Below are 20,926 nucleotides of genomic sequence, written 5' to 3'. Positions count from 1 at the left end.
TTTATAAGGTCGCTTTACTAACTAGCCAACCAGCTAGTGTTTCAAAGTCATCGTTTGCGACACTATATGGCGCGCAATTAAGCGCTACATTTCTGTATGCGGTTGACTCTTTAATAACTTCGTCACTGTTGATAAAAAACGGAGCCATAAGGGGGAGCGTAGATTGCCAAAGAGAAAACAAGTCAAATTCTAGCGTAGATGCAGAGTTATAGCGGTTAACTAAAAAATAATGCTTCCAATCAGTATCTGAATTTTTGAGTGTTTGTAGGCGTCTATAAATTAAGCTGTGACAAATAGCGTCGCAATTAACCAGTTCAATTACAATATCGTTTTTCTCTAACGGGTAGTGGAGAAGGTTAATATGTGCAGGGCAGTCAAAAATTACCCACGCTTCTTGGCTATAATTTAGGTTTTTGCATCTATTTACCATTTTAGTGATGTTATCGATGCTAGTATCAGTGCTGTCACCATATGGTAAAAATATAATGCCATCGTCATCTTGATGAAAATGCACAAGTGCATCTTCAAAGCTCGCTTCATTACTCCAGCCTTTGGTATATTTCCATGGCAAGCCAAAATGTAAACCTAGGTCACTTTTTGCATCTAGATCGATTGCAATAACGTCAACGTCAGACTTTTTTAGCACGCACGCTAAATTTGCAACCACAGAGGTAGTGCCTAAACCGCCTTTGATACCTTTAACGAAAACTCTTTGCAACGGATGTTTTACCTATCTTTAATTGAACTAACTTATGTGTTTAGTTCGTTGTTTATTTCTTTAAGTAATGCGTACTTATTAATTGTATTATTATTTTGCTGCTTGTTTACAATTTCTATGTAGTCATCACTCTTTCCACCAAAACGTAGAGCAAGGTTTTCTATGTCACTTGATGTTAACGTTTGTGAGTTTTTAGGCGTCAAGTTATTCATTCTTACCTTTACAGTTACTTTAATTATTTTGATTAAAAGTGGACAATATTTGGCTATTATATATAGAATAACGGTTAAAACTAGTAAAAAAGTATTTTTTATAGGGCGTTTTAAGTGCATAACTTTAACATAACGGGATTAGAGCCTGCTGCAAAAGAGTTAAAATCGGCTTCAAGTTATGCTGTTTTAGCCCCTTTAGACAATTTTGTAATCGAATTGGCGTTACATTCAATTAACCAAAGCTTGGTTAATGATATATATATAGTTTCCCAAGAGGTTGAATCATTTTTTGATTCTTCTTTTTCTGCATCGTTAAATTATGCTTATAAGCATAATAGAGTACACCCTTTTTCGTTGGCCTCAGAAACACAGAATCATTCTATAGAGAAAATTAATTCAGGTATTATAAAAGAAATAAGTGCTTATAAACGCCTAAACAAAGCGCTTATTTTTGTTCATTTTAATACAGCACAGTTAAGCAGTACTGACGAGAAAAGCTTAGAGCTGATGATGAGGCAGTACAACGATTTTGTTCGTAGTACGGGAGCTACATTATTATTTTTAATTTCGGGACCTGATATTGCAAATTATCGCTTTTTATTTAGACGATTAAACAATGTATTTGATGGGCTGGTATTTGTTGATAACGACTCTGCGGTTCGAGTACTTGAATATGATTATTGGCGTCACAGCATGGGGGTTATTGCTGGTGAACATTACCAATTATTATTAAGTGGTAATCAGTTTGTTGTTCAAACTGAAGCAGTAAGCGAAAGTAAAGCACTTAAACACTCAGACTTTGCCGATGAAGACGATGTTTGGCTTGTGCAAAGTGCTGTGCCCGAAGGTACTAAGTTACCGATGCATTATAAAAGCGTAAAAGATAATAATGATTTATTTAATAAAGGCCCAAAAGTAGAAGCAGCCACCTTAATTTTTGCAGTTACGCGTTACACCGATTTGGCGCTATTGGGTAAGCAGTGTTTTGAACTTAGAAAAAACTGCGGACGATGGTTAAAGCTTGTTATTCAAAATGTTGATGGTGTTATTCGCCATCAAGACGAGTGCTTATTTTTAACCTTGGGTGTAAATCTAATTTTGTATAGCTTTTCAGAGCCTTCGCGTTTGCTTTCACAAGTGCAATCTATTCAAGGTTTTAAGTTTTCAAGGCCTTTACCTTCCTCAGTTGAGGATGTTTTAAAATACACTGAAAATACCTTTTCGAAAGGATATTTACCTTTCATCGAGTTTACGAAACAAGTAGAAATTCATAGTGACTCAGCCGTTAATTTAGGTGTTAGTGGTGTGCTAGTGAAACTTGAGCTACTACCAAGAATTGACCCTATTCATCCTTTGCATTTATTTCATATTAAGCGCGAAGGTGATGTATTTAGCATTGCAGATAATACAGTTTATTTATATTTGCATGCTTGTAGAGAAAATGACGTTGATAATGCAATTAAGCACTTGTTTAAATTAAAAACGAGTGATTTTTTTGTACAGCAAAATATAATTTCTGACCACTTTTACATTCAACAAGAATGTAAACAGTTAAGGCGATTTTATAAAGGTAAGAGTGTTGTAGATTTCTCGCAAAAACTTGCTGAGAATGATAGCTATAAATTTGCACCTGATATAGCAAACAGCGTTACTGAAAATATTAACACCCCAGAATTTTCTAGTAAAAGCCGCCCAGATGCTAAGCCTTTTATAATGAAACTAAGAGATAACTTATGAGTATGAATCAGCTTTTAATTACCATGTTTCTTGCAATGGTGCTTGGCGCGGTGCTTTGTATGCTAGGCAAATATATTTTATCTCAAATAACAAAATATTATTATAAGCTTACTTTTAAACATGAAGTACTAGAGCCTTATACACCAAATACAGTAAAAAAGGATAAGCAGTGAAATTATCAGGTTTAGGGGTTTGGAACCTTTATTTTTTAGTTAAGTTTGCTCTGTTTTATTACGGTGCAATTGATTTTAACGTACTAACTAATGCCGCTTTTGCTGCATTGCTTGCGATTAAATTTAAACAGCCATTAATAGAGAAGGCAAAACATATAGTAGGTGCTGTGTTTGCTGTGGTATTACTTTACCAAGACTCATGGTTGCCACCAATAAACAGGTTGACTAAACAAGCAGGTAACGTTCAAGATTTTAGTTTTGGTTACTTTATCGAGCTATTAACCCGAGTTATTAGCGTTGATATGTTGTTGGCTTTGTTCGTAATTAGTGTGTGTTTTTGGTATACATCGCAATGGATACGCTTTACCACTGTGACTATTGTTGGGCTGTTAGTTGTAGGATGGCAAGGAGATAACTCTCAATCACAATTCGTTAATAATGTGGCTAACCCTGAACCGGTTACTCAAAATCAGAGTAATCCTCAAACGCAAGTGATCACTCAGGCAGCGCAATCTCCTGATCAAAAATTAGCTGATTTTTACCAACAACAAAGCTTACTAATGAGCCACTTTCCAAACCAAGTGAATGGTGAGCTGTTTGATGTAATTATTTTGAACATATGCTCAATGGCTGTTGCTGATTTAAATGCTATTGGTGTAAGTGTTACTGATATGTATAAAGACTTTGATGTGGTGTTTTCAGACTTTAACTCGGCTACGTCATACAGTGGACCCGCTGCGGTAAGACTGCTGCGCGCTAGTTGTGGGCAAACGAGTCAAACAGCATTATTTAAAGAGGCACCTGAACAATGTCACTTGTTTAAAAACCTAGAGAAACTAGGTTATCAAAACAATGTTGTGATGAATCACGACGGACATTTTGATGAGTTTAAAGGCTTAATAAATAAGTACGGTGGCCTAGATAGTACACCATTTAATATCGATTCAATGCCAGTGGCGCTACGAGGTTTTGATAATAGTCCTATTTACTCAGATGAAGCTGTGCTGGATGGTTGGTTAGAGCAAGCTGATGATTGTAAGCCGTGTGCGATGTACTACAACACCACAAGTTTACATGATGGTAATCAGCTAGAGAATCAACCAAGGGTTAATAGTAAAGAGACATACCCAATCAGACATAAAAACTTGTTTGCTGATATTAACCAATTTGTAAAAAAATTAGAAAAACGCGGTCGCAACGTTATGTTAATGATAGTGCCTGAACACGGCGCTAATTTAAAAGGTGACAAAGTACAGTTTGCAGGTTTACGTGAAATCCCAAGCCCAGCAATTGTGTCGGTACCTGTAGCAATTAAATTTATAGGCCCAGACGTACAAAACTACTCGCAAATTGTGGTTGATGATTCAACAAGTTACTTTGCGCTTTCAGAGCTGGTAAGTAAGGCGCTGCAAACTGATGTATTTGGTGGGAATAATAGTGTTGCTAATTTGCTTGAAAACCTACCTACAGCACCTAAGGTTGCTGAAAACGAAGGCACAATAATGATGTATGTTAACCAAAGACCATTTATACAATTAGATGGTGGTGATTGGTCTGCTTACCCACAAGGTAAGTAGTCACATAATAAGATTTAACAAATAGCACTGGTATAGTTAAATATCAGTGCTACTTTTCTTCATTTAATTACATTTCAACTTATCGCTTTCGCAGTCTGTTTCGTCCAAAAATGTTTACAATAAGCTACCTTCTCAAAGCGACTTAGCGTATTATTCAGCTAATATAGTTTTTCCTTCTTTGAGGATGTATGCGTCTAGATATTCACTGTGCTGATCGAATTGGTATTGCTCAAGAAATCCTTAATATATTAGTTAACTACAGCGTTGATCTAAAAGGAATTGAAGTTGATTCTGTAAATTGTCGTATGTACGTTAGTTTTCCCGAAATAGAATTTGAACAATTTCAAAAGATTATGCCATCGATACGTTTAATCGACGGCGTACATGACGTGCGTACCACTGCGTTTTTACCATCTGAGCGTGAACACAACGAATTAAATACTTTGCTACGTGCATTGCCTGATGGCGTTATCTCTATTGATGCTAAAGGTTGGGTACGCTTATGCAACGATGCAGCATGTAAGGACCTACAGTTAATTGAAAAAGAAGTTATTGGTGCAAATATTAATAACTTACTTAAAGGGTTTAACTTTACACGTTGGCTAGAAGGTAAAGAAGTGCTCGGGCAAACCACACGCGTTGAAGTGGCGGGTGAGGATTTTATTGCAGACATTTTACCAATTGCAGTCCCTCAAGGTAGTGAAGGTGATGTGCTTGCGGGGGCGGTTATTAACATTAAATCGCAAAGCCGCTTAGGGCAGCAGGTCAGTGCATTTAGACGCTACGGGCAAGAAAGCTTTGCTACTATTCATAACTTTAGTACAGCAATGCGCCGAGTTGTGCGCGAAGCACGCAAAATGGCGCAACTAGAAGCCCCTATTTTGATTACTGGTGAAACTGGCACAGGTAAAGAGTTATTAGCTAGAGCGTGCCATTACGCATCTAATCGCTCTGTTAAGCCTTTTATTGCGCTGTCGTGTGCTTCACTTCCTGACGATGTTGCTGAGTCTGAATTATTTGGCTATGCCGGGTACGAAGAAAACGCAGCGCCAAAGCGTGGTGTATTAGAGCAAGCTGATGGTGGAACTGTATTTTTAGATGAAGTTGGCGAAATGTCGACTCAACTACAAACTAAGTTACTGCGTTTTTTACAAGATGGTACGTTTAGAAAAGTAGGCGATGAGAACGAAGTTAAAGTAAATGTACGTATTGTTGCCGCTACTCAAAAAGACTTACCTGCAATGGTACAAGAAGGGGTTTTTAGAGAAGACTTATATTACCGTATAAACGTGCTTACTTTAGAAATAGCGCCACTAAGAGATAGAAAAGCAGATGTAGGGCCACTTGCAGAGCATTTTATTCAAAAATACGCACAACAAAATGGTCATGCAATTCCTGTTTTATCACAAGAATGTTTAAGCTTTTTACAAGAGTATCCCTGGCCTGGAAATGTACGTCAGCTGGAAAATGCAATTTACCGTGCAGTGTCGTTACTAGATGATAGCGAGCTTCGCGTAGAGCATTTACAGTTACCAACTTTTACCCATGATTTAGGGTATTTAGAGTCTGATTTTGAAGGCTCACTAGATCAAGCTGTTAAACGTTTTGAAGCGACTTTACTTCGCAAACTCTACCCCGCTTACCCAAGCTCACGTCAGTTAGCTAAGCGATTGGGCCTAAGTCACACCGCTGTAGCTAATAAATTACGTGATTACGGGATTAATCGAAAAACAGTAAAAGTGTAATTGACATAAAGAAATTAAAATATGGGGACTAATCTTTAGTGCCCATATTTTTTGTTACCCCATCAATTGCAATCGTCTCAATACCTTCTTCGTTAAAGTTCATTACGATACTGGCGTTATTACGAGTGAAAAAATAGCTACGGCCATTTAGCTCAATAACATAGTCACCTTTTACCGGATCGCTAAACTGCTGCTTTTTTAGAGTGACAGTATGTTCGCCAATTTGCCATTCAAACTCCTCAATAAACCCATTATTAAATTCTTGAACCCATACTTGGCTGTCATCTTTTGAAAGCGTGATGGCGACAGAATAAGAGCTAGGAATTTGCTCCATATTGTAACTTTTAGATCCAATAGTGAATTTCTCAGCTTTTTGCTGCCATTCAAAACCAAATTTAAATTCTTTAACTACACCGGTAGGGTAAGTTACTGAGCCTTTACCTGGTAACGAAAAATCGGCAAAAGCATTGTAGCTAGGGACTAATAGGGCCAGTGCAGCGATGATTTTTAGTTTTGATTTCATTAGTTATCTTTTTTATTATAATAATGATTTAAGATTAAAGTAGAATATTCGTCTTCGCAAGGGGCTATGCTACACTCGATTAAATTTAACTGGTAAGACCTTTTTTGTGAACTTATATATTCGACTTTTATTATTATTTTTCAAAATCAAAATCAAACGCAATAAGCAATATCAAAATCTACTTGATACAGTAGATATTGATTACAAAGCTTTGCCGACTGATTGTGATATTAATCTACATTTAACGAACTCACGCTATCTTGCGATGATGGATTTATCTCGCACGTGGATGACGGAGCGTGTTGGCTTACTAAAACAAATAATGAAGCGTCGTTGGTTTCCGATTGTTAACGCAACTGCTATTACTTATATCCGCGATATAAAACCTATGCAGCGATATACAATAAGTACTAAGTTAGTTGGCTGGGATCATAAATACTTTTATATTGAGCAAAAGTTTCACTCAGAGCGAGGCTTACATGCTATTGCTTATGTACGCGGTGTATTTAAAAGTAAAAAGGGTATTATAAGCATTGAAGAAATGCTTGAAGTTGCTGGTTTTGATGGGCAAACACCTATATTGCCAAGTGAAGTAATGCACTGGAAAGAAATGTTAGAGCAGAAAAAGTTAAGTAACCAGCCCTAATCTCTACAAATGAAAAAAAAGGCCTTTCGGCCTTTTAACACACATTGTAATTGGGTAACTATGTACTACTTTATATATGCTTTAAAAGCTGTACCTAACACCAAACATAGCCACAACAGGGTCAAGCTCAACAGTTGATGTAAGCGCTTTTGCACCATTAGCATAAACAGTGGCATCGGTATCAATATCCATAATTGATACCATAGCGTGTAACCCCCAGTTTTTATCAATTTTATAGTTAGCGCCTACCTGAGCCATAAAGCCAAACGAATCATCTAATTTTACTTCTACATCATCTGTTCCTAGTGTTGCTTTAAGTGCTTGAGAGGGTTGCTCATCAAAAAATGCAGTGTAGTTTATGCCTACGCCTATAAAAGGTCTTAGCGCATAGCTTGTATCTAAAAAGTGGTATTGTGCAACCAATGATGGTGGAAGTTGTTTTATATCTGCAATTTTGTTGCCTGCTAAGCCGCCTGCGCCATTTACATCGTGTGAAAACGGTGTTGCTGCTATCAGCTCTAACACCCATTGATCGTTAAATGCATAATCTACGGTGATACCCAGTTGAGTATCTGAATCACCTTTGAGGCCTAGCGTAGGTGCTTCATTAATCGCTGAGCTACTGTTATCAGGGTTTACGTTAATAGCGCCAACATTTACGCTAAAGTTAGCGTGTGCAGCTGGAGAGAGTGCTAATAAAGAGGTTAATAATGCGATGCTAATTTGAGTTTTCATGTTGTTCTCCAAGAACTACTGTTTGATTGGCGCTATTATTACCGAGCAATAAATATGAAAACCTGTTCTAGATCAAAGTTTAAAAAGCATTTGAAGCTTATAAAATATTTTATTGATTTAGATTAATTTTAGTGTCGTTATACTTTTGTAAAGATTGACATATTTATTTAATTAACAGTCACATGAATATATTAAGGCAGGCACTGCCTTGCCATAATCACGTGTTTAAACAAGGGTCTTAATAAACAAGAAAATATGTTTTTAGCAGGGTTCAAAAAATAATTTAAACAACCGACACTTAAAAAGTATTGGAAGACTTAAACGCGATTGAGTCGGTTTGTATAATGAAATATAAACCGAGTACTTTATAAGGCATAAAATACTCGGTGCACTGACTTTACTTATCAATAGTTATTCCAAATAACGTTTAGCTTTGTTTTCTTTAACACTTTTAAGATCGACTAATACCAATCCATCAATACAATTATTAAAATCGGGATCAATGCTAAAGCTTAAAAATTGTACACCGCCAGGGTTGCAAAGCTCAGTATATTGTTTAAATAAAGTAGGGACTTGAGCGCCCATATTAGCCAACACATGCTTTAACTCTACAAAATCTTCTCTAACATCGTTTCCATTAAAAAGAATATTGCATTGAGTTAGCTGTTGCTCAGTTAATTTAAGCTCATTATTAGGTGTAGCTAGTTCTATGCTGCTTTTATAGTAATGTTGATAGTAATAAACGAGCATGGCTTTGGCTTGCTCAGGTAGAGCGTTGGACACGCTTACGGCCCCAAATAAATACCTATACTGTGGGTAGTTTTTTATAAAAGCACCAATACCGTACCATAAATAGTCAAGACTCTTACGTCCCCAATACTTAGGTTGTACAAAACTTCGACCAAGCTCAATTCCTTGGTGTAGATAGGGCGTCATAGCGTCGGTGTAAGAAAATAAACTATCGGTATATAAACCTTCACGTCCATGTTTTTGTATTATCTGTTGTGCGCAGGCTAATCGATAAGCACCTACTAGCTCTAGTTGCATAGGGTCCCACAGTACAAGGTGTTGGTAATCCATATCATATTTATCTATATCACGACGCTTACCGCTTCCTTCACCTACTGCTCTAAATGCTATTTCTCTGAGGCGTCCCAGCTCTCTAAAAATAGGTGAACTACCTACATATTGATATAGATGAATGTGCATGCCATCGTGTGTTTTACCCAGAAGCTGACATTGCTCAATTGCTTTTTTTAGGTCTTTTCTACACTCGGGCACAGCAATAGGTGTTTGTGTTTTTAGCGGCAGTGTTTTTTTAGTTGTAAGCCTATAAAGCTGTTTACGTATGAGGTTTACAATTTCTTTATCTTTAAGGTTTTCTATTAAGTAGGACTCAGGAGGGATAGAAGCACCAATCTCAAACTCTAAAGATTTTTTGCGCTGCTTAAACATTTCTGTCACTAATAATAAACTTGCCAGAGGCTTGTAAATCATTGATGTGCCGTAAAAAAGTGGACTATTTTTGGCTTTAATAAAAATAGGTAAAATGGGGCAGTTGGCTTTTTTTGCCATACGTAAAAAACCGCTATTCCATTTGCAATCCTTAATACCGGTTGGTCCTAGGCGCGACACTTCCCCTGCAGGAAATATAAGTAAGGCACCTCCACCTTTTAAATGGTTTTGTATATTACTAAGCTCTTGCTTTTTACTCATACCAGATAAGTTATCAACAGGGAGTAAAAGAGAATGCATTGCGCTGACCGACATTAACATGCGGTTTGCGACTACTTTTAAATCTTGCCTTACTGTAGAGAGTACTTTGATAAGTGCTAAAGCATCTAGTGAACCAATAGGGTGGTTAGCAACAATAACAAGTTTACCCTCGTTAGGAATATGTTCTATCTGCTTAGGTTTATAGCGCGTATCAAAATTGAGTTCATCAAGTACTTGCTCAACAAATTCTAATCCTTGTAGGTGAGGGTAGGTATTACCAAAGGTGATAAACTCTTGTTCATGCAATAAGTAACCTAAGCCCTTTTTTACTAAACCTTTTACTTTTGGAGAGTTCTCTAGTTGTGGTAAGTTTGCTGCAATTACTTTATCAACACTTATCATATTAACCTCATATTCCGTTTGGTCTATTCGCTATACATGTAAGATTAAAAAAAGGGTATGACAGTTACTTTGCAGTAGTGTGACTTTTTAAAGTACTAAATTATAAACTGTGAATTGCTAGGAGAATTTATGTCGGTATTGGTGGCTATAACGGGGCGCAATAACGAAAAGCTAATAACGAAGTTACAAGAGCGATTACCAAATACATTGATAGAGCAATGGCCTGATTGCAAAAACGCAAATAATGTGGATTTTGTACTTGCGTGGAATGCTCCTGAGTCTCTGTGGCCGCAGCTGCCTAACTTAAAAGCTGTGTCGTCATTTGGTGCAGGCGTAGACAGTATCGATTTAACATTATTACCTGAACATGTCGAAGTAGTACGTATTGTTGACATGCAACTAGCTGAAGATATGGCGGAATATGTACTTACACATGTCTTAGCTCAAAAATTACGCTTAAAAGAGTATTACACTAAACAAACACAGCAAACATGGAAGCCAAAACGAGCTTTTAGTAATAAACATGTTGGTATACTTGGATTTGGCGAATTAGGTAAAGCATGTGCGCAAAAACTTGTAACTAATGGTTTTAAAGTAAGTGCCTGGGCGCAAAGTAATAAAAGCACGACTAGTGTCGAGGTTTATTATGGCGATGAAGGACTTAGCGATATGCTTTGTAAGATTGATTATCTCGTGTGCTTATTACCTCTTACGCAGGCAACGAAGGGTATTATTAATCACTCAATGCTCGCTAAGCTACCTTCACATGCTGTTGTTATTAATGTGGCACGTGGTGCTCATGTGGTTGAGCAAGATTTATTAAATGCATTAAATAACGATAGCTTACGCGCTGCTACCTTGGATGTTTTTGACCAAGAACCTTTAACGCAGAACCACCCTTACTGGGGAAACCCCAAAATAACACTTACACCACATTGTGCAGCGCTATCTGATTTAAATAGCGTTATAGACCAAATAGCCGATAATATTGAACGTTTGAATAAGGGCTTAGGACTCAATAATTCAGTGGATAGAACAAAAGGTTATTAGCTGATAGCTAATTAGTTTAAAAAACAGCTTGTTAACATTTGTAATTTTCATTAGTGTAAAAGATATTCTCACTAATAAAAATATAAAGAGGGTGTTATGAAATCCAGTCAAAGTGGGGCTAAATTAAGCCTCGTTGTTATTTCAATTATCGTGCTAGGTGTTTCAGCTTGGTTTAATCAGGCTAACGCTGAAGATAGTCCATCTAAAACACAAACCCAAAGTGAATTAACAATAGCAGATTAACCTAGCTTATTAGGTATTTTCGGTTTTCGTCTTTCTTCTCGTTTTTCTCAACAGTACATGCTCAGCACCATTATTGTGGTGGTGCTTTAGTGGCGTTTAATATTGTCCTGATGCAACGTGTTTCTAATATTTTAAAAATTCGCAATAAAAAAGCCCAGCAATGCTGGGCTATTAAATATTCTAAGGAAAAGTTGTTAACTTTGGGTTACATTAAATTGCCCGAATGTATAAACTTTAAACAAGTAAAACGTGTTGATCAACACTAAACTCATATTTGAAATAACGCTCGACGACATAAGATCTAGGCTAAATGATAAGAACAATAAACCACATGCACTAATGGCGGCAACGCGCAGCAGTGTTATCTGGTTAATAAAGAATGCACCTAAACCTAGTGCAAGTAGTGTAGTATTTAAAAGCCAATCTAGCTCGTTTAGCATGGTCGTTTCAATAGTTCAGTTGTTGAAAAAAGGAGCGCCATTATGTTGATCTTTTGCACACCTTTCAACCAAGTAATTTTAAATTTTCAGATTAGTTTTTTTAATGCTAAAAGTAACTGCCAATTGCCGAAAACAAACCATTGTCAGCAATTACTTGATACTTTTGACAGCTCTGTGGTTTTTGTAAATCACTGCATAAATAAAGGGATTCACGGCTAGAATCATAGTTGGGGTGCAAGTTGGAATCAATTAAAGTAGCTCCGTAACCTAAAAGTCCAGGCCAGTATACACTCTCACTTACCATCCCTAATTTTTTATAGGTGAGCAAGGTTGGTTTTGGAAAAGCTAAAATTATTACAATAACAATGGCCAGAGATATAAATAGCCCCTTTTTTGACTTTGTTTTTTGGCTAGTGCCATTGTTTATATTTGTTTTTTCCTCTGCGGGTATAGAGCGCTGAGTAGGGCGTTGCGGCTTTCTTTTTTGCGCTGTTTTTTTTCTTGTTGGTGCTTTACCTAGCAACGACTGTTTATTTGGGGTTTTAGACATAAAGCAAATCTGGCCTTTTTTCCGTAGGTCTCTATAATTAAATGAGCAAATTTATATACTAAGCTAATTATTATGATAACTTAAAGTTAGCTTATAGCCTACGAGGAATAAAGATGAATACGCAGCTATCAATTTTAATTGTAGATGACGTTAGCACAGTGCGTAGTTTTTTGAGCCAAACGCTCATGCACTTAGGGATAGATAACGTAAAGGAAGCATCTACTGCCTCACAATGTATTAGTGAGTGCCAGGCTGCAAATTATAATATCATTTTTTTAGACATTGAATTGCCGGACGGCGATGGCAAAGATTTGATTGCACAAATCAATGAATTAAGCCCTGAGACAAATGTAGTAATGGTATCTGCACATTCAGGTATTGAAAATGTTAAGGATGCAATTGATAAAGGCGCTAAAGGATTTGTAGTGAAGCCGTTTACACCTAAAAAAATAGCGGCAATGCTTAAGAAGTTTTATCCAGACTTGGAAAATGTATGACACCAATCTGTTTAAATATTTATGTCGACTGTTATTAAAGTATGAGATTAAATCTTAGATAAAAAAAAACCGGCAAAAGCCGGTTTTTTATATTCTATCAAAAACAAATTATAGAGCTTTAATCTTAGCTGCTATACGGCTCTTATGACGAGCTGCTTTGTTTTTGTGAATTAGACCCTTAGTTGCGTAACGGTCTAGGATAGGTGTAGCAACAGAAAAAGCTTGCTGTGCAGCTTCTTTATCGCCCGCTTCAATAGCAACAATTACTTTTTTGAAGTAAGTGCGCATCATTGAACGACGGCTTGCGTTGTGCTGACGGTTTTTTTCGCTTGTGATAGCGCGTTTTTTTGCAGACTTGATGTTAGCCAAGGTTTGCTCCTAACAATCTTAAAATAAAGCTTAAATTAAAGGCCGTGGAATATGCCTGTTTCTATCATGGATGTCAATTTAAATTTAACAATCCAAGAAAAACTGCACCATATAACGAGCATCAATTTGCCGCTTTAGCAGTTAATATAGACATTGTAACAAAGCACAGACCCCCAGCCTAGTGCTTTAAAGCGATTTATAAAAAAGACTGTGGCATAATCGCCTATCTTGAGGATTTTTGAGTAGGTTTAAGGTGTCAAAAGGTTTATTTCGCTCTGGTATGATTGTTAGTTGTATGACTATGATATCGCGTATTTTAGGGCTCGTTCGAGATGCTGTCGTTGCCAATTTATTAGGCGCAAGTGCAGCGGCTGATGTTTTTTTATTTGCTAACCGTATTCCTAATTTTTTACGCCGTTTATTTGCAGAAGGTGCCTTCGCACAAGCATTCGTACCTGTGCTAAGTGAAATTAAAGAACAGCAAGGAGACGACAAGGTCAGACTTTTTGTTGCACAAGCAGCAGGCACGTTAGGAACCATTTTACTAATTGTCACTATTATAGGTGTTGTTGCTTCTCCTGTTATTGCAGCATTATTTGGTACCGGTTGGTTTATAGATTGGTGGCAAGGCGGACCTAATGCCGAAAAATTTGAACTTGCAAGTTCACTACTTAAACTTACATTCCCTTATTTATTTTTTGTAAGCTTAGTTGCACTTAGTGGTGCGGTAATGAATGTGTATAACCGTTTCGCTGTTGCTGCATTTACACCAGTTTTGCTTAATGTTTCTATTATTACGTGTGCAATTTTTTTACATGATAAATTTTCGGTAGGTGCTTATTCACTTGCCATAGGTGTATTTGTCGGTGGTGTAGTGCAGTTACTATTTCAACTACCGTTCTTGTATCGCGCTAAAATGTTGGCGTGTCCGCGCTGGGCATGGCAAGACGAAAACGTAAAAAAAGTACGAAAACTTATGCTACCGGCTTTGTTTGGTGTCTCTATTAGTCAAATTAATCTGTTGCTCGATACCATGATTGCGTCATTACTGATGACGGGTTCAATTGCGTGGCTTTATTACTCAGACCGCTTAATTGAATTTCCGCTGGGATTATTTGGTATTGGTATTGCGACAGTTATTCTACCGGCGCTTTCTAAACTACATAGCAGTAAAAAAAGTAGCGACTTTCAGCATACTCTCGATTGGGGAGTTCGTTTTGTTATATTTTTAGGCCTACCAGCAATGGTAGGTTTAATGATCATCAGTCCACTTATTATTACCGTGTTGTTCGACCACGGTGCATTTAAAGAAGACAGTATTGATCATGTCAAAGCTGTAAGCTTAGGCGTAGTCGCATATTCGGTCGGTCTTGTAAGCTTTATGCTAATAAAAGTACTCGCTCCTGGCTTTTATGCTCGTCAAGATACAAAAACACCGGTGCGTATTGGTATTATTACCTTAGTACTTAATATGGTGTTTAACATTATGCTGGCTCCTTTCATTGGTTATTTAGGGTTGGCACTTGCTACTTCGTTATCGGCTAGCTGCAATGCATTTTTATTATACAGACAGCTTAAAAAAGAAAATGTATACCAGTTCTCATCAATGAGTATGCGTTTTACACTTAAATGTGTTGTTGCAAGTATTGTTATGGGAGCTGTCACATGGTTTGTGAGCAGTTACTATTATTGGGCTACATGGGCCTTTACACAGCAAGTAATATTATTAGTAGCGCTAGTGGCTTTGGCAGGTATTAGCTACTTTGCAATGCTATTTGTGATGGGCGTTAGACTAAATACGATAAAAAGTGTAGCAATTACTGAATCAAACTAAAAAAAAGATTATAATCGGCAACTCTGCGGCTTTAATCATTTTTTAGCCGTAATTAATAGCTCGCTAAACAAGGCATTAGGTGGCATGGAGTTAATTAGAGGTATACACAATATTCGCCCACACCATTTTGGTTGTGTGTTAACTATTGGTAATTTTGACGGCGTTCATTTAGGCCACGCAGAAGTATTAAAAGGTTTACTTAGCGATGCTAAAGCGCATCGTTTGCCTAGCACTGTAATGCTGTTTGAACCCCAGCCACAAGAGTTTTTTGCTAAAAACAATGCCCCTGCACGGTTAACGCGCTTACGAGATAAGTTACGTTTATTGAGTGATTTAGGTATTGAGCGAGTTATTTGCATTAGCTTTAATCAGCAATTTGCAAACATGCATGCTGAGCAATTCGTTAATGAGATTTTGATTAAAAAGTTAGGTGTTAAAGCACTTACTGTTGGTGATGATTTTAAGTTTGGAAAGCAACGCCAAGGTAACTTTCACTTACTTGCTAGCATGGGTAAGCAAGCGGGCATGGATGTAAAAAGCACCGCGAGCTTTCGTCAATTAAATGCTAGAGTAAGCAGCACTTTAATACGAGATGCTTTAGCATCCGGTGACTTAGCGAGTGCTAAAATAATGCTTGGTCACGATTATGCTATTTCTGGGCGTGTTATACATGGCTGGAAAAGAGGACGTGAACTCGGTTTTAGAACGGCAAATATTGCCCTAAAACGCCAAGTGTGTCCTGTCAACGGAGTGTTTGCAGTGCAAGCAACGATTGCAGGAAAACAGATTTTTGGAGTTGCAAATGTAGGTAATAAGCCGACATTTAATGGAACTCGTGCATTATTAGAAGTTCACCTTTTTGATTTTGCACAGGATATTTACGGACAATTTATGCATGTGGAGTTAATAGAAAAACTTCGCGATGAGAAAAAATTCGAGACATTAACACAATTAACGGCGCAAATAGCAACTGATGTTGCTGCCGCTAAGCAGTGTTTTGGTTTAAATCAGGTAGCCGATAGAGACGGAATGTAGGATAAATGAGCGACTATAAACATACTTTGAACTTACCGGAAACACCGTTTCCAATGCGTGGCAATTTGGCACAACGTGAACCAAAAATGCTTAAAGCATGGTATGAGGACGACCTTTATGGTCAAATTCGCAGCGCTAAGAAAGGTAAAAAAACCTTTATTTTGCATGACGGCCCTCCGTATGCAAATGGCGATATCCATTTAGGCCACTCAGTTAATAAAATATTAAAAGATATTATTGTTAAGTCTAAAACATTATCTGACTTTGATTCACCATTAGTTCCAGGTTGGGATTGTCATGGTTTACCAATCGAGTTAATGGTTGAGAAAAAAGTAGGCAAGCCGGGTGTAAAAGTTACTGCGAGTGAGTTTCGTGAAAAATGCCGTGCATACGCTAAAAAACAAGTTGAAGGTCAAAAAGTTGATTTTAAACGTTTAGGCGTATTTGCAGATTGGGATAAGCCATATTTAACAATGAACTTTGACTTTGAAGCGAATGCAATTCGTGTGCTTGGTCGAATTATTGAAAAAGGTCACTTGCATAAAGGCGCCAAGCCTGTGCATTGGTGTACAGACTGTGGCTCTGCATTAGCAGAAGCAGAAGTTGAATACCAAGATAAGCAGTCTCCAGCAATCGATGTGCGTTTTACATTTGTTGATCAAGATGCTGTTGTTAGTGCATTTGATTTGGCTGATGGTCATAAAGGTGAAGGCAGTGTTGGTACTGTTATTTGGACAACAACACCGTGGACGCTTCCTGCAAACCGCGCTGTGGCTGTGCATGCCGATTTAGAGTATGCGTTAGTACAGGTTGAAGATGAAGGCGTACAACAACGTCTAATTTTAGGTTCTGAGCTTGTTAAAGATGCTATGGACCGTTTTGGTTTTAATCACTTTCACGTACTAGGGTATGTAAAAGGTGCAGCGCTTGAAAACTTGCAAGTAGCCCATCCTTTTTATGATTTTAATGTACCAGTGATTGTTGCAGAACACGTAACTACTGATTCAGGTACTGGTGTTGTACATACCGCCCCAGGCCATGGTCAAGAAGATTTCGTGGCTGGTTTAAATTACAACCTTGAAGTGGCTAACCCTGTTGGTGCAAATGGTGTTTATTTACCAGATACCGAACTTTTTGCAGGTCAGCACGTATTTAAGGCAAATGCGAGCGTAATTGAAGTATTAAAAGAGCGTGGCGCGCTTATGCATCACCATGCGCTTACGCATAGTTACCCGCATTGTTGGCGCCATAAAACACCAATCATTTTCCGCGCTACACCACAGTGGTTTGTAAGTATGGATCAGGCTAACTTACGTCAAGATTCTCTTGCTGAGATTAAAAACACGCAGTGGTTACCAGAGTGGGGCGAAAGTCGTATTTCTAACATGGTTGAAAGCCGCCCAGATTGGTGTATTTCTCGCCAGCGTACTTGGGGCGTTCCTATTGCATTGTTCGTTGATAAAGACACCGGTGCACTTCACCCAAATACACAAGAGCTAATTTCACAAGCAGCAGAACTTGTTGAAAAGTCTGGTATTCAAGCATGGTACGATTTAGAACCAGCTACTTTACTTGGTGAAGAAGACGCCAAGCAATATATGAAAGTACAAGATACGCTAGATGTATGGTTTGACTCAGGTGTGTCACACGCTTGTGTAGTAGATGCACGTGAAGACTTGGTTGGTCCAGCTGATTTATACCTTGAAGGTTCTGATCAGCACCGTGGTTGGTTTATGTCATCAATGATGACATCTGTGGCTATTAATGGTCATGCGCCATACCGCCAAGTATTGACTCATGGTTTTACTGTTGATGAAAACGGCCGCAAAATGTCTAAGTCGTTAGGTAATGTTATTTCACCACAAAATGTGATGAATAAACTAGGTGCTGACATTCTACGTTTGTGGGTGGCTTCTACCGATTACACGGCAGAAATGACTGTGTCGGATGAAATATTTAAACGCTCAGCCGATCGTTACCGCCGTATTCGTAACACCAGCCGTTACTTGCTTGCTAACCTAAATGGTTTTAACCCAGAAACAGATCAAGTAGCTGTTGATGATATGGTTGAGCTTGATAAGTGGATTGTTGGCCGCGCAGCTCAGTTGCAAGACGAGATTTTAGCCGCATACGACAGCTACCAAATGCTATTAGTAACTCAAAAGCTAATGAACTTCTGTACGGGTGAGCTTGGCTCGTTCTATTTAGATGTTATTAAAGATCGTCAATATACAGCTAAGAGTGATAGCCATGCACGTCGTTCTTGTCAAACTGCGCTTTATCATATCGCAGAAGCAATGACGCGTTGGATGGCACCTATTATGAGCTTTACCGCACAAGAAATTTGGGAAGCGTTACCGGGTGAGCGTAGTGACTACGTATTTACATCAGTTTGGTACGATGGCTTACAAGCGCCAACAAATAGCCAATTTAGTAACGATGATTGGTTAGAGATTTTAACTGTACGTGACGAAGTAAACCGCTTATTAGAAGCTGCACGTAAAGAAGAAGTAATTGGTGCAACACTTCAAGCAACGGTGAATTTATTTGCGGGTAAAGAGCTTGCCGCTAAATTAAACGCGCTTGGTGATGAACTGCGTTTTGTATTGTTAACATCAGCGGTGAATGTTACTGAAGTTGATAGCCAGCCTGCAGATACACAAGCTACCGAAATTGAAGGTTTGTTCATTAGCGTTGCTGCAACAGATGCTGCTAAATGTGAGCGTTGTTGGCATTACAGCGAAGATGTAGGTGTTGAGCCTGCTCATCCTGAAATTTGCGGTCGTTGTGTAAGTAATGTTGACGGCGAAGGTGAAAAGCGTCAATTCGCTTAGGAGTTATTCTTAGTGAGCAAACTAGCCCAAAAAAGTGGTTTAGTGTGGCTTTGGTTGAGTCTATTACTTTTAGTAATAGACTTTGCCAGTAAAACACTTGTTGTAGGGACTATGGCTTATCAAGAGTCTATAAACTTACTCCCTGTTTTTAGTATTACTTATGTGCATAACTATGGTGCTGCTTATAGCTTTTTAAGTGAAGCGGGTGGTTGGCAGCGTTGGTTTTTAAGTGCAATTGCCATTGCTATTAGTGCTTTGCTTGTATGGTGGCTAAAACGCTTACCTGCTACAAATAAAGTACTATGCGGCGCTTATGCATTGGTACTTGCTGGCGCTATTGGTAATTTATACGATCGTATTGCGTATGGTTATGTAATCGACTTTATTCACGTTTTTTATAAAGACTCACATTTTCCTGTATTCAATATTGCCGATTGCGCTATTTGTATTGGCGCAGCATTATTGTTATTTGACGCCTTCACCGGCGAGAGTCCAAAGGAGCATAAAGCATGAGCCAAGCTGTAATTGGTGAAAACTCGCAAGTTATTTTCCATTTTTCTATTAAATTAGAAGATGGCTCTGCCGCTGATTCTACCAAGGTGCACAACAAACCTGCTAAATTAACAATGGGTGATGGCAGCTTAACGGCAAACTTCGAAAAGTGTTTATTAGGTTTAACTGCAGGCGAAAGTAAAACGTTTGAATTAGAACCTGAAGATGCTTTTGGTCAACCAAACCCAGATAATATTTACTACGTTGACCGTAGTAAGTTTGGTCCAGAAACACCAGCTAAGGTAGGTGCAATTATTGCGTTTACTCAACCTGATGGCACTGAGCTTCCTGGTTTAGTTCGCGAAGTGCAAGGTGAGTCGGTAACGATTGATTTTAATCACCCTTTATCTGGCCAGCGTTTAACCTTTGAAGTTGATATTATTGAGGTGAAAGGTTAATGGAAATATTACTAGCTAATCCTCGCGGCTTTTGCGCTGGTGTTGACCGTGCTATTAGTATTGTTGAGCGCGCTTTAGATATTTTTGAAAAGCCAATTTATGTTCGCCACGAAGTAGTACATAACCGCTATGTGGTTGATGGACTAAAAAGCCGTGGTGCGGTATTTGTTGAAGAGCTTGATCAAGTACCTGACGACAGTATTGTTATTTTTAGCGCACATGGCGTATCGCAAGCGGTTCGCAGCGAGGCTAAACGTCGTGATTTAAAAGTATTTGATGCAACGTGTCCGCTTGTAACTAAAGTGCATATGGAAGTTACACGTGCGAGTCGCAAAGGTATTGAGTGTATTTTAATTGGACATCATGGTCACCCTGAAGTAGAGGGAACAATGGGACAATATGATAACTCAGACGGTGGTATTTATCTTGTTGAAACCGTTGATGATGTTGTTGCGCTTAATGTAAAAAATGCTGAAAATCTTTTTTATTGCAGCCAAACAACACTCTCAGTTGATGACACAGCAGATGTTATTGACGCACTACGCAATAAGTTTCCATCAATTGACGGACCTCGTAAAGATGACATTTGTTATGCAACGCAAAATCGTCAGGATGCTGTTCGTGACCTAGCTGACAAAGTTGATGTGCTATTAGTTGTTGGCGCTAAAAACAGCTCTAACTCTAATCGCTTACGTGAACTTGCAGATAAAATGGGCACTGTTGCTTATTTAATTGATGACGCAACTGATGTGCAAGAGCAGTGGGTTTCAGGTTCTAAATCAGTGGGTGTAACTGCGGGTGCATCTGCGCCAGAAGTGCTTGTACAACAAGTTATAAGCCGATTAAAAGATCTTGGTGGTACGCAGGTTGTTGAAAACCCAGGCGAAGAAGAGAATATTGTATTTGCTGTTCCTGTAGAGCTACGTTAATTTAAAATTTA

Annotated in this window: 21 protein-coding genes; 13 read left to right on the top strand and 8 right to left on the bottom strand. The window is 38.2% G+C overall.

Annotation, left to right across the window (positions count from 1 at the left end; genetic code table 11):
• Nucleotide 1 precedes the first annotated feature (1 nt).
• Together bcsQ and bcsR are read right to left on the bottom strand one after the other, a co-directional pair.
• Nucleotides 2–718 (bottom strand): cellulose biosynthesis protein BcsQ, encoded by a 717-nt coding sequence (bcsQ, locus tag JG479_RS11690; RefSeq protein ID WP_149603017.1) that lies wholly within the window; start codon nt 716–718, stop codon nt 2–4.
• A gap of 32 nt (nt 719–750) precedes the next feature.
• Complete coding sequence (bcsR, locus tag JG479_RS11685; RefSeq protein WP_002958211.1) at nt 751–930, bottom strand: BcsR/BcsP family cellulose biosynthesis protein; 180 nt, start codon at nt 928–930, stop codon at nt 751–753.
• 114 nt (nt 931–1,044) lie between these two features.
• Between bcsR and bcsE the strand changes: the two genes are divergently transcribed.
• From bcsE to tyrR, 3 genes are all read left to right on the top strand, one after another.
• Complete coding sequence (gene bcsE, locus JG479_RS11680) at nt 1,045–2,667, top strand: cellulose biosynthesis protein BcsE (RefSeq protein ID WP_149603016.1); 1,623 nt, start codon at nt 1,045–1,047, stop codon at nt 2,665–2,667.
• 169 nt (nt 2,668–2,836) lie between these two features.
• Nucleotides 2,837–4,417, top strand: coding sequence for a cellulose biosynthesis protein BcsG (gene bcsG / locus JG479_RS11675; RefSeq protein ID WP_200219369.1), 1,581 nt, complete (start codon nt 2,837–2,839; stop codon nt 4,415–4,417).
• Nucleotides 4,418–4,605: 188 nt separating this feature from the next.
• Nucleotides 4,606–6,162 carry a transcriptional regulator TyrR gene (gene tyrR / locus JG479_RS11670; RefSeq protein WP_002958215.1) on the top strand — a complete coding sequence of 519 codons (1,557 nt, stop codon included), beginning with the start codon at nt 4,606–4,608 and terminating at the stop codon, nt 6,160–6,162.
• Between the two features lie 28 nt (nt 6,163–6,190).
• On the opposite strand, the gene JG479_RS11665 is transcribed toward tyrR, so the two are convergent.
• Nucleotides 6,191–6,685 carry a hypothetical protein gene (locus JG479_RS11665; RefSeq protein WP_200219368.1) on the bottom strand — a complete coding sequence of 165 codons (495 nt, stop codon included), beginning with the start codon at nt 6,683–6,685 and terminating at the stop codon, nt 6,191–6,193.
• A gap of 106 nt (nt 6,686–6,791) precedes the next feature.
• On the opposite strand from JG479_RS11665, the gene JG479_RS11660 reads away from it, so the two are divergent.
• A complete protein-coding gene (locus JG479_RS11660; protein ID WP_200219367.1) occupies nt 6,792–7,331 on the top strand; it encodes a thioesterase family protein in 540 nt (179 codons plus the stop codon).
• Between the two features lie 81 nt (nt 7,332–7,412).
• On the opposite strand, the gene JG479_RS11655 is transcribed toward JG479_RS11660, so the two are convergent.
• Complete coding sequence (locus JG479_RS11655; protein ID WP_039487096.1) at nt 7,413–8,066, bottom strand: OmpW/AlkL family protein; 654 nt, start codon at nt 8,064–8,066, stop codon at nt 7,413–7,415.
• Between the two features lie 411 nt (nt 8,067–8,477).
• On the bottom strand, nt 8,478–10,184 hold the full coding sequence (locus JG479_RS11650; RefSeq protein WP_200219366.1) for a GNAT family N-acyltransferase: 1,707 nt from the start codon (nt 10,182–10,184) through the stop codon (nt 8,478–8,480).
• Nucleotides 10,185–10,313: 129 nt separating this feature from the next.
• Between JG479_RS11650 and JG479_RS11645 the strand changes: the two genes are divergently transcribed.
• Both JG479_RS11645 and JG479_RS11640 read left to right on the top strand, forming a co-directional pair.
• Nucleotides 10,314–11,234: a 2-hydroxyacid dehydrogenase gene (locus JG479_RS11645; RefSeq protein ID WP_200219365.1), complete on the top strand. Its 921-nt coding sequence runs from the start codon at nt 10,314–10,316 to the stop codon at nt 11,232–11,234.
• Nucleotides 11,235–11,330: 96 nt separating this feature from the next.
• The gene (locus JG479_RS11640) at nt 11,331–11,477 is read left to right on the top strand and encodes a hypothetical protein (RefSeq protein ID WP_002958221.1); all 147 of its coding nucleotides are present in this window, start codon (nt 11,331–11,333) and stop codon (nt 11,475–11,477) included.
• Nucleotides 11,478–11,671: 194 nt separating this feature from the next.
• Here JG479_RS11640 and JG479_RS11635 read toward each other — a convergent pair whose 3' ends face one another.
• Nucleotides 11,672–11,917: a hypothetical protein gene (locus tag JG479_RS11635; RefSeq protein WP_002958222.1), complete on the bottom strand. Its 246-nt coding sequence runs from the start codon at nt 11,915–11,917 to the stop codon at nt 11,672–11,674.
• Nucleotides 11,918–12,023: 106 nt separating this feature from the next.
• Complete coding sequence (locus JG479_RS11630; protein WP_024603734.1) at nt 12,024–12,467, bottom strand: hypothetical protein; 444 nt, start codon at nt 12,465–12,467, stop codon at nt 12,024–12,026.
• 113 nt (nt 12,468–12,580) lie between these two features.
• Between JG479_RS11630 and JG479_RS11625 the strand changes: the two genes are divergently transcribed.
• Nucleotides 12,581–12,964, top strand: a complete 384-nt coding sequence (locus JG479_RS11625) for a response regulator (RefSeq protein WP_002958224.1) — start codon at nt 12,581–12,583, stop codon at nt 12,962–12,964.
• Between the two features lie 108 nt (nt 12,965–13,072).
• On the opposite strand, the gene rpsT is transcribed toward JG479_RS11625, so the two are convergent.
• Entirely contained in the window at nt 13,073–13,333 is a 261-nt protein-coding gene (gene rpsT / locus JG479_RS11620; RefSeq protein ID WP_002958225.1) for a 30S ribosomal protein S20, read from the bottom strand.
• 295 nt (nt 13,334–13,628) lie between these two features.
• Here rpsT and murJ point away from each other — a divergent pair, with 295 nt between their 5' ends.
• The 6 genes from murJ (at nt 13,629) to ispH (ending at nt 20,915) form a co-directional block, all read left to right on the top strand.
• Nucleotides 13,629–15,167, top strand: coding sequence for a murein biosynthesis integral membrane protein MurJ (murJ, locus tag JG479_RS11615; protein ID WP_442793175.1), 1,539 nt, complete (start codon nt 13,629–13,631; stop codon nt 15,165–15,167).
• A gap of 84 nt (nt 15,168–15,251) precedes the next feature.
• Nucleotides 15,252–16,202 (top strand): bifunctional riboflavin kinase/FAD synthetase, encoded by a 951-nt coding sequence (ribF, locus tag JG479_RS11610; protein WP_138489456.1) that lies wholly within the window; start codon nt 15,252–15,254, stop codon nt 16,200–16,202.
• Nucleotides 16,203–16,207: 5 nt separating this feature from the next.
• Complete coding sequence (gene ileS / locus JG479_RS11605) at nt 16,208–19,036, top strand: isoleucine--tRNA ligase (protein ID WP_200219364.1); 2,829 nt, start codon at nt 16,208–16,210, stop codon at nt 19,034–19,036.
• Nucleotides 19,037–19,048: 12 nt separating this feature from the next.
• On the top strand, nt 19,049–19,549 hold the full coding sequence (lspA, locus tag JG479_RS11600; RefSeq protein ID WP_007376920.1) for a signal peptidase II: 501 nt from the start codon (nt 19,049–19,051) through the stop codon (nt 19,547–19,549).
• On the top strand, nt 19,546–19,986 hold the full coding sequence (gene fkpB, locus JG479_RS11595) for an FKBP-type peptidyl-prolyl cis-trans isomerase (protein WP_149603010.1): 441 nt from the start codon (nt 19,546–19,548) through the stop codon (nt 19,984–19,986). Before lspA ends, fkpB begins: the two co-directional genes overlap by 4 nt.
• Entirely contained in the window at nt 19,986–20,915 is a 930-nt protein-coding gene (gene ispH, locus JG479_RS11590; protein ID WP_002958232.1) for a 4-hydroxy-3-methylbut-2-enyl diphosphate reductase, read from the top strand. The genes fkpB and ispH overlap by 1 nt, the downstream gene beginning before the upstream one ends.
• Nucleotides 20,916–20,926 lie beyond the last annotated feature (11 nt).

This window comes from Pseudoalteromonas sp. LC2018020214, from assembly GCF_016598755.1.
GTDB lineage: Bacteria > Pseudomonadota > Gammaproteobacteria > Enterobacterales > Alteromonadaceae > Pseudoalteromonas > Pseudoalteromonas distincta.
Note: the sequence above shows the minus strand (reverse complement) of the source record. Positions and strands in the feature narration are given on the sequence as shown.

Coding starts and splice junctions, on each gene's coding strand:
- JG479_RS11625 (WP_002958224.1), top strand. CDS start 12,581: ATGAATACGCAGCTATCAATTTTAATTGTAGATGACGTTAGCACAGTG.
- JG479_RS11630 (WP_024603734.1), bottom strand. CDS start 12,467: ATGTCTAAAACCCCAAATAAACAGTCGTTGCTAGGTAAAGCACCAACA.
- ileS (WP_200219364.1), top strand. CDS start 16,208: ATGAGCGACTATAAACATACTTTGAACTTACCGGAAACACCGTTTCCA.
- fkpB (WP_149603010.1), top strand. CDS start 19,546: ATGAGCCAAGCTGTAATTGGTGAAAACTCGCAAGTTATTTTCCATTTT.
- JG479_RS11635 (WP_002958222.1), bottom strand. CDS start 11,917: ATGCTAAACGAGCTAGATTGGCTTTTAAATACTACACTACTTGCACTA.
- JG479_RS11655 (WP_039487096.1), bottom strand. CDS start 8,066: ATGAAAACTCAAATTAGCATCGCATTATTAACCTCTTTATTAGCACTC.
- tyrR (WP_002958215.1), top strand. CDS start 4,606: ATGCGTCTAGATATTCACTGTGCTGATCGAATTGGTATTGCTCAAGAA.
- JG479_RS11645 (WP_200219365.1), top strand. CDS start 10,314: ATGTCGGTATTGGTGGCTATAACGGGGCGCAATAACGAAAAGCTAATA.
- ribF (WP_138489456.1), top strand. CDS start 15,252: ATGGAGTTAATTAGAGGTATACACAATATTCGCCCACACCATTTTGGT.
- JG479_RS11650 (WP_200219366.1), bottom strand. CDS start 10,184: ATGATAAGTGTTGATAAAGTAATTGCAGCAAACTTACCACAACTAGAG.
- JG479_RS11640 (WP_002958221.1), top strand. CDS start 11,331: ATGAAATCCAGTCAAAGTGGGGCTAAATTAAGCCTCGTTGTTATTTCA.
- ispH (WP_002958232.1), top strand. CDS start 19,986: ATGGAAATATTACTAGCTAATCCTCGCGGCTTTTGCGCTGGTGTTGAC.
- bcsR (WP_002958211.1), bottom strand. CDS start 930: ATGAATAACTTGACGCCTAAAAACTCACAAACGTTAACATCAAGTGAC.
- JG479_RS11665 (WP_200219368.1), bottom strand. CDS start 6,685: ATGAAATCAAAACTAAAAATCATCGCTGCACTGGCCCTATTAGTCCCT.
- murJ (WP_442793175.1), top strand. CDS start 13,629: ATGACTATGATATCGCGTATTTTAGGGCTCGTTCGAGATGCTGTCGTT.